The organism is Sulfitobacter sp. SH24, from assembly GCF_965641895.1.
In the GTDB taxonomy this organism is placed as follows: domain Bacteria; phylum Pseudomonadota; class Alphaproteobacteria; order Rhodobacterales; family Rhodobacteraceae; genus Sulfitobacter; species Sulfitobacter dubius.
In genome coordinates this window covers 412,514-424,913 of record NZ_OZ282575.1, presented here as the reverse complement: position 1 = coordinate 424,913, position 12,400 = coordinate 412,514, and the positions used below count along the sequence as shown (strand labels likewise).

Here is a 12,400-nt window from a genome sequence, read left to right as displayed (position 1 = left end):
AATCTGCCAGCCCCAGTGGTGTCAGAGCTGCGGCTCAGGCCAAGAAAGCAAAGACCTCACGCGATTGCATTTCCAGCGACTTGCGCATCTTGCCAAAGGCGGCAGCTTCTAACTGACGCACCCGCTCTTTGCTGAGGCTCAACTCATCACCAAGGCTTTCCAAGGTGCGCGAAGGATCACGCAGTTTGCGTTCGCGGACGATGAACTGCTCACGCTCCGAAAGCCCCTGCATCGCCGTCAGCAACCAGTTCCGCAATTGGGCTGTGTCGTGCTCTTCCTCAACACGCTCAGCTGCCTGTGCGCTTTCATCGGCCAGCGCTTCGATCCACTCGCGGCCTTCATCTTCGGCAGATTGGGTCGCGTTCAGCGAATAATCAGAACCCGACAGACGCCCTTCCATCATTTCGACATCGTGCAACGGCACGCCAATTTCGGTGGAAATCATCTGGCGCAGCTGGTGCTTGTCCAGCGTCTCACCCACAGCAGAAGCCTCACGCTCAAGACGGGCCTGCACCCGGCGCATGTTGAAAAACAGCGACTTTTGCGAGGAGGTCGAGCCGGTCCGCACCATCGACCAATTGCGCATCACATGATCCTGAATGCTCGCCTTGATCCACCAAACCGCATAGGTCGAGAAACGCACTCCCCGGTCGGGGTCGAATTTATCGGCGGCCTTCATCAGGCCCAGACCCGCCTCTTGGATCAGGTCGTTCATCGGGGCACCGTAGCGCTTGAATTTGCCGGCCATGGAAATGGCAAGGCGCATGTAGGCGGTAATCAAACGGTGCAGCGCGGCCTCGTCCCGCTGGTCACGCCACGCATAGGCCAATCGAAGCTCTGTATCGGCATCGAGCAACTCGGCCTTCATAGCGGTGCGGGTAAGTGAGAATTCGCGTGCGGTTTGCAATGACATTTTGGATATCCCCCTAAGAGCATGGCTTGGCTTGTTATGCGCCGTTGAGAGAGATACGCAGAGCTATGCCATTTGGTTCAAATATTTGGTGAGAAGATGTTGCCAAGAAATACCTTTGCCCTAGGCGGCGCGGCTTCGGGGAAGTCAGAATGGGCAGAAGAGCTTGTAAATTCGTGTGGTCTTCCAAAGACTTACTTCGCCACCGGGCGCATCTGGGATGACGAAGTTCAAGAACGTGTGAACAAGCATCAATCAAGACGAGATGCAGGGTGGCGCACTGTCGAATGCCCGCTTGATCTGACGGAACCCTTGGCGAAACTGCCTGCTGGCGAAATCGCGCTGATTGACTGTGCAACCATGTGGCTTAGCAATCATTTGATGGAAGGCAGCGATTTGGATGCGGCCCAGGCGGCGCTTTTGGCGGCCTTGCGCGACTGTTCGGCGCATTGGGTCATCGTCTCTAACGAGGTCGGTCAGGGGATCGTGCCCGATAACGCCATGGCCCGCCAATTCCGCGAGGCACAGGGCCGATTGAACATCGCATTGGCCGCAGAGGCAGAGACGGTCGTACAGGTCGTTGTCGGCTTGCCACAACTGTTGAAAGGCGAAATGCCATGACCACTTGGCACTGGGTGCGCCACGGGCCAACACATGAGAAAAACTTCGTCGGCTGGCGCGATGTGCCCGCTGACCTGTCTGATGCGCCGCGACTGGCGCGGCTGAATTTGCATTTACCTGATGACGCGCTCCTGCTGTCCTCTGATCTGATCCGCGCCGCCCATACTGCGGATGCCTTAGAACAGCCCGCGCGCCGCCGCCTGCCCCATGAACCTGATCTACGCGAATTGCATTTCGGTGCATGGGACGGGATGCATTTTTCCGAAGTTGCCGCCCGCGACCCTGACCTCAGCCGTGCCTATTGGGAAACGCCCGGTGATGTCGTCGCGCCGGAGGGCGAAAGCTGGAACCAGACCAAAGCCCGCGTCGATCGGGTGGTCGCAAGGATCAACGCCGCCTACCCGCAAGCGCATGTGATTGCCGTGGCACATTTTGGCGTGATCCTGACGCAAGTTCAGCAAGCTCAAGGCGGCGGTCCTCTTGAGGCGATGGCCCATAAAATCGACAATCTCTCCGTCACGCGTTTGGTGCATGATAGCGGCAATTGGCAGATCAAAGCGGTCAATCACACGCCATAGCAAGCTTGGACCGTACAAAGCGCTTTGCTTGACCGCCTGCTTCCGAGTATTTTCCGCCTATGACATATGATCTTTATATCGGCGATCGCACCTTCTCTAGCTGGTCCCTCCGGGGCTGGCTGATGCTTGAAAAATTCAATCTGCCGTACCGCACGCATCTTGTGGGCCTCTACAGCGGGACCATGGTGGATGATCTCGCCGCGCTTGCGCCCGCGCGACAGGTACCGGTGCTTCGTCTGTCTGATGGCACGGTAGTGGGCGAAAGCCTAGCCATGGCAGAAACACTGGCCGAACGTCATCCCGACGCCGGGCTATGGCCCGCCGATCCTGCCGCACGCGCGACCGCACGTTGGCTATGTGCCGCCATGGCCTCAGGCTTTGGCGCGCTGCGCGGGGCCTGCCCGATGCAGTTGCAACATGTGTGGGAGAGGTTTGACCCAGATGCCAACACCCGGCAAGACCTAGAGCGTATCGAAGACCTCTGGCGCCACGCCCGCAGCCAGCCCCAGAGCGGTGGGCCATGGCTTTTTGGTGACTATTCGTTGGCCGATGTATTCTATGCGCCGGTCGCCGCGCGGATCATCGGTTATGACCTGCCCGTCTCGGCTGAGGCACGGACGTATTGCGAAACTACGATCAACGATCCAGTCTTTAGGGCATGGCGCGCCGCCGGGTTGGAAGCCAAATATGACCCGTTCCCCTATGAGCTTGGTCTGCCCAAACGGAACTGGCCGGTCTCCTGACTAAGACCTGCGTTAACCATTCCTAAACCCGTCTTGCCTACCGATTAACCATAGCAAGGCGGGAGAACGGACGATGGTATCGCGGGCCTATACGGTCGCATTTCAGGGGGTAGAAGCGCGACTTGTCGAAGTGCAATGCGCGATGACAGCAGGCTTGCCCGGCTTTTCCATCGTGGGACTGGCTGACAAGGCGGTGTCAGAAGCACGCGACCGCGTGCGCACGGCCCTAGGCGCCATGGCAATCGCGCTGCCGTCAAAGCGCATCACCGTCAATCTCTCCCCCGCTGACCTGCCCAAAGAAGGCAGTCATTTCGACCTGCCCATCGCACTGGCGCTTCTTTCGGCGCTTGATATCCTGCCTGATGACATCACCCAAAACATCGTGGCCTTGGGGGAACTTTCGCTCGACGGGACGCTGATGCCCGTTGTCGGCGCCCTACCCGCCGCAATGGCCGCCGCCACCCATGACCGCAGCCTGCTTTGCCCCGCAGGGTCAGGGGCAGAGGCTGCATGGGTGGGCAAAACGCAGGTCATCGCCGCCGCTAACCTAGGTGATGTGGTCCGCCATTACACCGGGCAAGTGCCGATCACCCCGGCAGAACCGGGCGAGGTTCCCCTGATCGCGGCAGGGCGCGATCTGCGCGAAGTCAAAGGCCAGGAGCGCGCCAAACGTGCGCTGGAAATCGCGGCGGCAGGGCGACACCATCTGATGCTCGTCGGCACACCGGGATCGGGCAAATCTATGCTGGCGGCGCGACTGCCCAGCATCCTGCCCCCACTCACCGCGTCCGAGGCGCTTGAGACTTCGATGATCCACTCACTTGCTGGGCTGCTGGACGAAGGCGGCATCTCCCGCAGCCGCCCATTCCGCGAGCCGCATCACACCGCGTCCATGGCCGCGATCATTGGCGGTGGGCGCCACGCGCGTCCCGGCGAGGTGTCTCTGGCCCACAACGGCGTATTGTTCATGGATGAGTTCCCCGAGTTTACTCGAACGGTGCTCGAAACCCTGCGCCAGCCGATTGAGACGGGCGAGGTGATGATCGCGCGCGCCAACGCCCATGTGAAATACCCCTGTCGTTTCATGCTGGTGGCCGCGGCAAACCCTTGTAAATGCGGCTATCTACCTGACCCGGCTCGAGCCTGCGCCCGTGTTCCGGCTTGTGGCGAAGACTACATGGGCCGCATTTCGGGCCCGCTGATGGACCGTTTTGATCTGCGCGTCGACGTGCCACCGGTCAGCTATACAGACCTTAACCTGCCCCCAAGCTCCGAAGGCTCTGCCGAGGTCGCCACAAGGGTCGCCGCCGCCCGGGCACGACAACTCACGCGCTATTCCGGGCAGGACGGGATGTCGGCCAACGCCGATGTTTCGGGGGACATGCTAGAAGCAATCGTGAGCCCCGACACCGAAGCCCGCAACCTGCTGATCCGCGCCGCAGAACGTTTCCGGCTTTCTGCGCGTGGCTATCACCGGGTGATGCGTGTGGCACGCACCATCGCGGATCTGGAGGGTGCGGCGGAGGTGCGCCGCCCGCATATGGCGGAAGCGATCAGTTTTCGTCTGCCCGATCCCGCGGCAGGGCGTTGATCCAATCGGCGAGCGAGGCAAGAGTTGCTCGCGCTTCTGGCAGATGGTTCTGAAACAAGGGCCAGACATGGGGCAAATCATGGGCCTCTTCAAATGTAACGGACACGCCCGCCTCTTGCAGTCGCGCGGCGAAACGCTGGCTGTCATCGCGCAGAATCTCGCTGTCGCTTACGGTTAGCCAAACTGGCGGGGCGTTGTTGAAATCAGCGAAAAGCGGGCTGGCGCGCGGGCTGGTCGCGCTTTGCCCCTGAAGGTAAAGTCGCGCCATCTCTGCTGCGCGGACCGCTGGCAAAAGCACGTCGCTTTCGGCATTTTTTGAAAAACTGTCGCCTGAAAATGTCATATCCAGCAAAGGTGAAAACGCAGAGACCCCAACAGGCAGCGCGGCCCCTTCACCACAAAGCTGCGCCAGTAGATCAAAGACCAAGGCACCCCCTGCGCTATCGCCGCCGATCACGATATCCTGTGGAGCAATGCCCATTTGGCGCAGCGCATCCCAAGCCGCACGGACATCTTCCGCAGGTTTGGGGAACACAGCATCGGGCACCCGCCCATAGCGCGGCAGCACTGCCCGCGCACCGGTTAACAAGGCCAATCTCGCAACCATGGCGCGGTGGGTCTCAGGGCTGCCAAAGACAAATCCACCGCCATGGACGTAAAGAATGACGCGGCTTTCTAAAATTCGCGACGGCGTAAGCCAAAGCGCAGACCCTGCGCCCGGCAAATCCCGCCAATCCGCCCGCACGCCACGCGGCCCCCTGAAAAAGAGCCGCGCTTGCTTCTCCATCGTGGCCCGCAAAATTTGAGGGTTTGCCCGCGCCAGAAAAGGTTTCTCAGTCAGGCGCAGGCAACGGTTCAACAAATGCTGACGCAGGCTCACCCGCGGCGGGCCTCGATTGCCTCCCAGATCTTGCCGGCAATGTTCACACCGTCAAACCGTTCCAGTTCCTGAATGCCGGTGGGAGAGGTCACGTTAATCTCTGTCAGGTAGTCGCCGATCACATCGATGCCAACGAAAACCTGACCCTTTTCTTTCAGCAAGGGCCCAATGGCCGCGCAGATTTCTAGATCACGTTCGGTTAGCCCGACCTTCTCTGGCCGCCCGCCCACATGCATGTTCGACCGCGTTTCACCTTCTGCTGGAACACGGTTGATTGCGCCCACGGCCTCTCCGTCCACAAGGATGACACGCTTGTCCCCCTTCGACACGGCAGGCAGGAATTTTTGCACGATCAGCGGCTCTCGGGAAAATCCGGTAAAGAGTTCATGCAAAGAGGTCAGATTGCGGTCATTGGCATCAAGCCGGAACACCCCAGCCCCGCCATTGCCGTAAAGCGGCTTTAGGATCACATCGCCATGCTTGGCCTTGAAGGCTTTGATCGTAGAGAGATCACGCGCGATCGTGGTCGGAGGCGCCAGTTGCGGGAAGTCGAGCACCATCAGTTTCTCTGGGTAGTTCCGCACCCAGAAGGGATCGTTAACCACCAGTGTGGTCTCTTTCAGCCGGTCCAATAGATGGGTAGACGTGATGTAATGCATGTCGAACGGCGGGTCTTGACGCAACCACACCACGTCAAAGTCGGCCAGATCGACCTCTCGCTCCTCTCCGAAATGGGCGTGGTCGCCCTGCACGCGCTGCACGGTAAAATCATACCCCCGCGCCGTGATCCGCCCTTCCTGATAGGCTAAATGATCAGGCGTGTAGAAAAACAGTTCATGCCCCCGCGCCTGCGCTTCTTCGGCCAGCCGAAAGCTGCTGTCGGCATTAATATTCACGTCCCCGATCGGGTCCATCTGAAAGGCGATCTTCATCGGAGTCTCCCTGCTGCTTACCATGGTCATGACCCAACCCGGACCAGCGGTGCAGGCTTGAGGGATCATTTCCTAGATGGCGCAGCAGTGGCCTATGCGCAATGGGTCAGCCGTGACCAAAGGCGTTTTCGATGATTTCGGTGGCCCCCTGCCCGTCGACGAGTGCCACATCAAAGCGCACTTCGGTCAGGCTGCCAGCAGGTTCACCGGCAAGAAATTCTTCGGCAGAGCGGTAGATACGCCGCATCTGCCGGGATGAAAGGCTTTCCGCCGCGCGTGCGAAACTCCGGCTTTGCTTAACCTCAACAAAGATCAAGGCGGACCCATCGCGCAGGATCAAATCAATCTCTCCGGCGCGGCCACGCCAGCGACGACGGGCAATGGCAAAGCCACGTCGTTCATAGTCTTGCGCGATCCTATTCTCGGCAGCGATCCCGGCATGATAGGCCATGCGCCCCCGGTGGCATTTGGCGGCAGATCGTGCCGTAGCTATATCATCCTGCGCCATATTTTTATTACTCCGACAAATTCCTAATCTTTGCCGAGCGCCAATGCCGCCTGATAGACCTGCCGCCGGGGCAGACCATGCGCCTGCGCCACCAAATCGACAGCGTCGCGCATCGACAGTTCCTTCAGCGCCCGTTGCAAGTCTGTTTCTAGGTCAACTTGTTTAACAGAATCTGAACGACCACGATCAATAAGCACGACCACTTCGCCTTTCGGTGCCTTCGCTTGATAAAACTCTGCTAGGTTTTCGAGCGTATCGCGTTGAACCTCTTCAAACTTCTTGGTCAATTCCCGGCACATAGCGGCCTGTCGCTCTGCGCCCAGCGCGGTTGCAGCATCGCGTAGCATCGCCCCGAGCCGCTTTGGTGATTCGTAAAAAACCAAAGTCCCCGGCACATCGCGCAGCTTTTCCAGGGCGGCAATACGCGCAGATTTGCTATTGGGTAGGAAGCCTGCAAAGAAAAATGCATCTGTGGGCAAACCGCCCAGCGCCAACGCCGTCAACACCGCTGAGGGGCCCGGAGCGCAAGTCAGCATCACCCCGGCGGCGGCGGCGGCACGCCCCAATTCAAAGCCCGGATCGGCGATTAGCGGCATCCCTGCCTCCGACGCATAGGCGACCGATTTGCCCTCTTGGATTGCTGCAATAAGCCGCTCTTGCACGGATGTGCCACTATGGTCGTGCAGGGCTAGAACCTTGCGGCCTGCAAGTGGCACTCCGTGAATTTCCATCAATCGGCGCAGGCTGCGCGTGTCTTCTGCCGCCAGCAGATCCGCCGAGGCGAGCGTGTCCAGCGCGCGCAGCGTGATATCGCGCGCCGTGCCGATTGGGACGCCCACGAAATACAGTCCCGGGGCTAGCTCTGTCTTGAGGAATTTCAACGCTGGACCCGCCTTTCGCAGTGACTATGATCGCGGCCATATTCCGGCGACCGTCGTCGTCTTGCCACCACCGGGGAGTGAATACAAATGATTGCCTGTTTCCGAGCCTTCCGCAAGAAGATGCACCTGCTATTGCTGCCTCTCTTTGCGGTCATTTTGGCAGCCTGTCAGCCCGTCGCCATGTCTGGCGCCAATTCGGGCGGCCCAAAGATTGATACATCTGCGCCCGTTCCCGTGGCGCTTTTGGTGCCGCGCGGCGGGTCCGCCAGCGACGAACTGCTGGCTACAAACCTTGAAAACGCCGCACGCCTTGCGATGCGCGATCTTGATGGTGTCGAAATTGACCTGCGCGTCTATGGCACTGCTGGCAATGCCAGCAAGGCGGCCGCCGTTGCCTCACAGGCTGTGAATGAAGGGGCCAAGATCATCCTTGGGCCGGTCTACGGCGAGGCGGCGAATGCGGCAGGCGTGGCTGTGGCCTCTTCTGGCGTCAACGTGATCTCGTTCTCGAACAATCCGACCATCGCGGGTGGCAACGTCTTTGTGCTTGGGCCAACCTTTGCCAACACGGCCAACCGTTTGGTGAACTTTGCCAAGCGCAATGGCAAAGACAAAATGGTCATCCTGCATGGTCAGGATGTTGCCGGCCAACTGGGCCGTGATGCGATTATGCAGGCGATCAGTGCCAATGGCGCAACGCTGGCCGGCACCGTTGATTATGCGCTAAGCCAAGAATCGGTTGTGGCTGCCGTGCCACGGGTCAAAGCGACGGTCGAAAGCAGCGGTGCGAATGCGCTGTTTCTCACGACGTCCTCGGCCAGCGCTCTGCCGCTGTTCGCAGAGCTTCTTCCCGAAGCAGGTATTCAAACTGCCACCACACAGTATGTGGGTCTAACCCGCTGGGATATCCCGCAGCAGACGCTGGACCTATCCGGTGTGCAGGGCGGATGGTTTGCTCTGCCTGATGCGGCCGCCAGCAGCGCCTTCTCCAACCGCTACAAGTCCGCCTATGGTAGCGAGCCACATCCGCTGGCTGGGCTTTCCTTTGACGGAATCGCGGCGGTCGGCTCTTTGGTAAAGGGTGGTAAATCCAATGCGCTTTCCGGTGCTTCACTGACCCAAGGAGCTGGGTTCCAAGGGGCCAGTGGCATTTTCCGCCTGCGCCGCGACGGCACCAATGAACGTGCCTTGGCCGTGGCCACCATCCGCAACAGCCGTGTCGTTGTGCTAGACCCGGCACCGCGTGGCTTTGGTGGGGCTGGTTTCTGAATTGGACCTGGCAAAACCGACAACAACATCAGGCGCGCGTAGACACCCGCGCCTGATTTGCGCGCCCGAACAAATCTTTGATGACGCGGCCATTTGGCAGGCGCTCTCACAACTTGATAGCACACTCGAAGGGGCCGCGCTGCGGGGCGAGATCGTCCCTCTGATCCGCGACGCACAAGAGGCAGGCCGCAAGGCCATCGCCATGAGCTTTGCTGAATCGCCGTTTGACGCGCGGGCGATGACATCTTCCTACACCTATCTTACCGACCAATTGCTGCGCTGCGTTTTGCAGATCGCCACGCAAGTGCTGCATCCCAATCCGAACCCGACCGACGGTGAACGGCTCGCCATGATTGGCGTGGGCGGCTATGGCCGGGGTGAGATGGCACCACATTCCGACGTCGATCTGCTGTTCCTCATCCCCTACAAGGCCACCGCTTGGTCAGAGAGCGTCATTGAATCGATGCTCTATATCCTGTGGGATCTGAAACTGAAGGTCGGCCATGCCACCCGCACGATCGAAGACTGTCTGCGGCTTGGGGCCGATGATTACACCATTCAGACCGCGCTTTTGGAAAACCGCTTTATCGACGGCGATGTGCTCCTCGCCGAGGAGCTTTCGGAGCGGCTCAAGAATGACCTCTTCTCTGGTGCAGGGAAAGATTTCATCGAAGCCAAGCTAGAAGAGCGCGACAACCGCCACCTAAAACAGGGTGAGCGCTATGTGGTGGAGCCCAACGTCAAAGAAGGCAAAGGCGGGCTGCGCGACCTGCATTCACTGTTCTGGATCGCCAAGTTCATCCATGATGTCGACCGGGTCGCCGATCTGGTTGATTTGGGCGTTTTCCGTGCAGATGAATACGACACATTCCGCGATGCCGAGGCCTTTCTCTGGGCGGTGCGAGGGCACCTTCACCTGTTGGCAGGCCGTGCGACAGAGCAATTGACCTTCGACATGCAGGTGCAGGTCGCACAGGCGATGGGCTATCAAGACATCGGCGGGCGGCGCGGCGTCGAGATCTTTATGCAGGCCTATTTCCGGCATGCCACGGCGGTCGGCGATCTGACCCGTATTTTTGTCAGCGGGTTGGAAGCCTCACATATGAAGGCCGAACCGCTGCTTGAACGCATCTTTCGCCGCCGCCCGAAGATGCGCGAAGGGTTTCAAGTGGTGCACAACCGCATTGCGGTGAAGGATGACCACGAATTTCTGCAAGACAAACTGAACCTGCTGCGCATCTTTGAAGAGGCGCTGCGCACGGGGATGTTAATCCACCCCGACGCCATGCGGCTGATCAAGGCAAATCTGGCGCTGATTGACGACGACATGCGGCGCACCCCCGAAGCGCGGCGCATCTTTCTTGATCTGCTGCTCAAACACGGCAATCCCGAACGCGCCCTGCGGCGGATGAATGAATTAGGCGTCTTGGGCGCCTTCATCCCCGAGTTTGAGCCGATCGTCGCGATGATGCAGTTCAACATGTACCACTCCTACACGGTGGACGAACACATCATCCAATGTATCGCCAACCTCGCGCGGATCGAAAAAGGCGAGTTGGAGGAAGAGCTACCCGTCGCGTCCTCGATCCTGAAACGCGGGGTCAATCGCAAGGTGCTTTATGTGGCGCTACTCCTGCATGACATCGGCAAAGGGCGGCCCGAGGATCACTCAATCATCGGGGCCAAGCTCGCTCGTCGGATCGGCCCACGGTTAGGGTTGAAACGCGATGAGGTCGACACGGTGGAATGGCTGGTGCGCTATCACCTGCTAATGTCGGACATGGCCCAGAAACGCGACATCGCCGATCCGCGCACGGTGCGCGATTTTGCCAAGGCGGTGCAAACGGTCAAACGGCTCGATCTGCTTTGTGTGCTGACGGTCTGCGACATACGCGGCGTTGGGCCAAACACGTGGAACAACTGGAAAGCAGTGCTGATCCGGGCGCTCTATCGTCAGACAGAACGGGCGCTGGAAACCGGGCTAGAAGACCTCAACCGCGAAAACCGGGGGGCTGAGGCCAAGAAAGCCTTGAGGGCCGCGCTTTCCGAATGGCCCCGCAAAGCATTGCAGCAAGAAACGGCACGGCATTACCCGCCCTATTGGCAGGGCTTGCACGTCACGGCGCATGTTGCCTTTGCCGAACTGCTACGCGGCATGGGCGACGACGACATCCGCATTGACCTGCACCCTGACGAAGACCGCGGCGCGACCCGTGCCAGCTTCGTCATGGCAGACCATCCGGGCATCTTTGCACGGCTTGCGGGGGCGCTCGCGCTGGTGGGGGCCAATGTCGTCGACGCGCGCAGCTATACCACCAAAGACGGCTTCGTGACCGATGCCTTTTGGATACAAGACAGCGAAGGCAACGCTTATGAAGCCTCGCGCCTGCCCCGCCTGCGCGACACAATTGAAAAGACCCTGCGGGGGGAGATCGTCGCCCGCGATGCGTTGAAATCCCGCGATAAGGTCAAGAAACGCGAACGCGCTTTCAAGGTGCCAACGCATATCACTTTCGACAATGAAGGGTCCGAAATCTATACGATCATTGAAGTCGATACCCGGGATCGCCCCGGCCTTCTCTATGATCTGACCCGCACCTTGGCCGCCTCTAACGTCTATATTGCCAACGCCGTGATCGCGACCTTTGGCGAGCAAGTGGTCGATACCTTCTACGTCAAAGACATGTTCGGCCTGAAATACTATACCGAAGCCAAGCAGCGCACCCTAGAGAAACGTCTGCGCGAAGCAATTGCCGCCGGGGTTCAGCGGGCCGAGGGGTGAGTTCCTTTGGTCCTGGCCAACCGGCAGTTTCTTGCCAACCGGCATTTCCGCGCTTTGCTTTTGACGTCGGATCCTCAAAATCCCAAGCAACCCGGCACCAGCGCGGGATTCCATGAATGAGGGACATATGAGCGTCACACGCGCCGCACTGCCGAACCGGGGCCTTATGGCTCTCTGCGCCACTCTGTTACTGACGGCAGCTTGTGCTAAAGCGCCTGATGTCCCTGAAAGTTTTGACTTTGGCGGCCTGAACCCCGAGCGTCACTTTATGGCCGTCCAGACTGCCAAGGAAATGCGCGCTAAGGGCCAACGTGTTTGGTGTGTGCCCTTTGCCCGCAATGTCAGCGGCATTCAAATTCGCGGCAACGCAGAAACATGGTGGGGCAAAGCCAAAGGGCTTTATCCGCGGGGCAATGATCCTGTCGTCGGTGCTGTAATGGCCTTTAGCGCCACCGGGTCGATGCCAATGGGGCATATCGCTGTGGTTTCCGATGTGGTCTCGCCGCGCGAAATTCGGGTAGATCACGCCAATTGGAAGCGCAACGAAGTCTCGCTCAAGATGGCAGTGATAGACGTATCAGAAAACAATGACTGGTCCGCCGTGCGATTGGAAAGCCAGCCGGGCGCCTTTGGCAGCACCTATCCCATCAACGGCTTTATCTACCCCACCGGGGGATAAGCGCCGCACCGCCAAAGCAGGCTGAG

The 12,400-nt window shown here is 59.5% G+C and carries 12 protein-coding genes; 7 read left to right on the top strand and 5 right to left on the bottom strand.

Annotated features, from left to right (window positions below):
- Positions 1-34: 34 nt before the first annotated feature.
- The gene (locus ACSQ16_RS04545; protein ID WP_093928012.1) at positions 35-913 is read right to left on the bottom strand and encodes an RNA polymerase factor sigma-32; all 879 of its coding nucleotides are present in this window, start codon (positions 911-913) and stop codon (positions 35-37) included.
- 96 nt (positions 914-1,009) lie between these two features.
- Between ACSQ16_RS04545 and cobU the strand changes: the two genes are divergently transcribed.
- The 4 genes from cobU to ACSQ16_RS04525 all read left to right on the top strand — a co-directional run bounded on the left by cobU (position 1,010) and on the right by ACSQ16_RS04525 (position 4,443).
- Positions 1,010-1,531, top strand: coding sequence for a bifunctional adenosylcobinamide kinase/adenosylcobinamide-phosphate guanylyltransferase (gene cobU / locus ACSQ16_RS04540; protein WP_243261518.1), 522 nt, complete (start codon positions 1,010-1,012; stop codon positions 1,529-1,531).
- The gene (locus ACSQ16_RS04535) at positions 1,528-2,109 is read left to right on the top strand and encodes a histidine phosphatase family protein (protein ID WP_243261519.1); all 582 of its coding nucleotides are present in this window, start codon (positions 1,528-1,530) and stop codon (positions 2,107-2,109) included. The genes cobU and ACSQ16_RS04535 overlap by 4 nt, the downstream gene beginning before the upstream one ends.
- A gap of 59 nt (positions 2,110-2,168) precedes the next feature.
- Positions 2,169-2,852, top strand: a complete 684-nt coding sequence (locus ACSQ16_RS04530; protein ID WP_243261520.1) for a glutathione S-transferase — start codon at positions 2,169-2,171, stop codon at positions 2,850-2,852.
- A gap of 73 nt (positions 2,853-2,925) precedes the next feature.
- Positions 2,926-4,443 (top strand): YifB family Mg chelatase-like AAA ATPase, encoded by a 1,518-nt coding sequence (locus ACSQ16_RS04525; protein WP_243261521.1) that lies wholly within the window; start codon positions 2,926-2,928, stop codon positions 4,441-4,443.
- Here the strand turns inward: ACSQ16_RS04525 and ACSQ16_RS04520 are convergent.
- From ACSQ16_RS04520 to rsmI, 4 genes are all read right to left on the bottom strand, one after another.
- Positions 4,406-5,323, bottom strand: a complete 918-nt coding sequence (locus ACSQ16_RS04520) for an alpha/beta hydrolase (RefSeq protein ID WP_243261522.1) — start codon at positions 5,321-5,323, stop codon at positions 4,406-4,408. The two genes, ACSQ16_RS04525 and ACSQ16_RS04520, sit on opposite strands and share 38 nt — an antisense overlap.
- A complete protein-coding gene (gshB, locus tag ACSQ16_RS04515; RefSeq protein WP_243261523.1) occupies positions 5,320-6,255 on the bottom strand; it encodes a glutathione synthase in 936 nt (311 codons plus the stop codon). The genes ACSQ16_RS04520 and gshB overlap by 4 nt, the downstream gene beginning before the upstream one ends.
- Before the next feature lie 106 nt (positions 6,256-6,361).
- Complete coding sequence (locus ACSQ16_RS04510) at positions 6,362-6,706, bottom strand: YraN family protein (RefSeq protein WP_317405672.1); 345 nt, start codon at positions 6,704-6,706, stop codon at positions 6,362-6,364.
- Positions 6,707-6,786: 80 nt separating this feature from the next.
- The gene (rsmI, locus tag ACSQ16_RS04505) at positions 6,787-7,644 is read right to left on the bottom strand and encodes a 16S rRNA (cytidine(1402)-2'-O)-methyltransferase (RefSeq protein WP_243261525.1); all 858 of its coding nucleotides are present in this window, start codon (positions 7,642-7,644) and stop codon (positions 6,787-6,789) included.
- A gap of 87 nt (positions 7,645-7,731) precedes the next feature.
- On the opposite strand from rsmI, the gene ACSQ16_RS04500 reads away from it, so the two are divergent.
- From ACSQ16_RS04500 to ACSQ16_RS04490, 3 genes are all read left to right on the top strand, one after another.
- On the top strand, positions 7,732-8,913 hold the full coding sequence (locus ACSQ16_RS04500; protein WP_093928003.1) for a penicillin-binding protein activator: 1,182 nt from the start codon (positions 7,732-7,734) through the stop codon (positions 8,911-8,913).
- A gap of 1 nt (position 8,914) precedes the next feature.
- Positions 8,915-11,695 (top strand): [protein-PII] uridylyltransferase, encoded by a 2,781-nt coding sequence (locus ACSQ16_RS04495; protein WP_243261526.1) that lies wholly within the window; start codon positions 8,915-8,917, stop codon positions 11,693-11,695.
- Positions 11,696-11,822: 127 nt separating this feature from the next.
- Positions 11,823-12,374 carry a CHAP domain-containing protein gene (locus ACSQ16_RS04490; RefSeq protein WP_243261527.1) on the top strand — a complete coding sequence of 184 codons (552 nt, stop codon included), beginning with the start codon at positions 11,823-11,825 and terminating at the stop codon, positions 12,372-12,374.
- Positions 12,375-12,400 lie beyond the last annotated feature (26 nt).

Excerpts from the sequence above, each read along its gene's own strand:
- ACSQ16_RS04530 (WP_243261520.1), top strand. The coding sequence starts at position 2,169 with ATGACATATGATCTTTATATCGGCGATCGCACCTTCTCTAGCTGGTCC.
- gshB (WP_243261523.1), bottom strand. The coding sequence starts at position 6,255 with ATGAAGATCGCCTTTCAGATGGACCCGATCGGGGACGTGAATATTAAT.
- ACSQ16_RS04535 (WP_243261519.1), top strand. The coding sequence starts at position 1,528 with ATGACCACTTGGCACTGGGTGCGCCACGGGCCAACACATGAGAAAAAC.
- ACSQ16_RS04525 (WP_243261521.1), top strand. The coding sequence starts at position 2,926 with ATGGTATCGCGGGCCTATACGGTCGCATTTCAGGGGGTAGAAGCGCGA.
- ACSQ16_RS04510 (WP_317405672.1), bottom strand. The coding sequence starts at position 6,706 with ATGGCCTATCATGCCGGGATCGCTGCCGAGAATAGGATCGCGCAAGAC.
- ACSQ16_RS04490 (WP_243261527.1), top strand. The coding sequence starts at position 11,823 with ATGAGCGTCACACGCGCCGCACTGCCGAACCGGGGCCTTATGGCTCTC.
- cobU (WP_243261518.1), top strand. The coding sequence starts at position 1,010 with ATGTTGCCAAGAAATACCTTTGCCCTAGGCGGCGCGGCTTCGGGGAAG.
- ACSQ16_RS04500 (WP_093928003.1), top strand. The coding sequence starts at position 7,732 with ATGATTGCCTGTTTCCGAGCCTTCCGCAAGAAGATGCACCTGCTATTG.
- ACSQ16_RS04545 (WP_093928012.1), bottom strand. The coding sequence starts at position 913 with ATGTCATTGCAAACCGCACGCGAATTCTCACTTACCCGCACCGCTATG.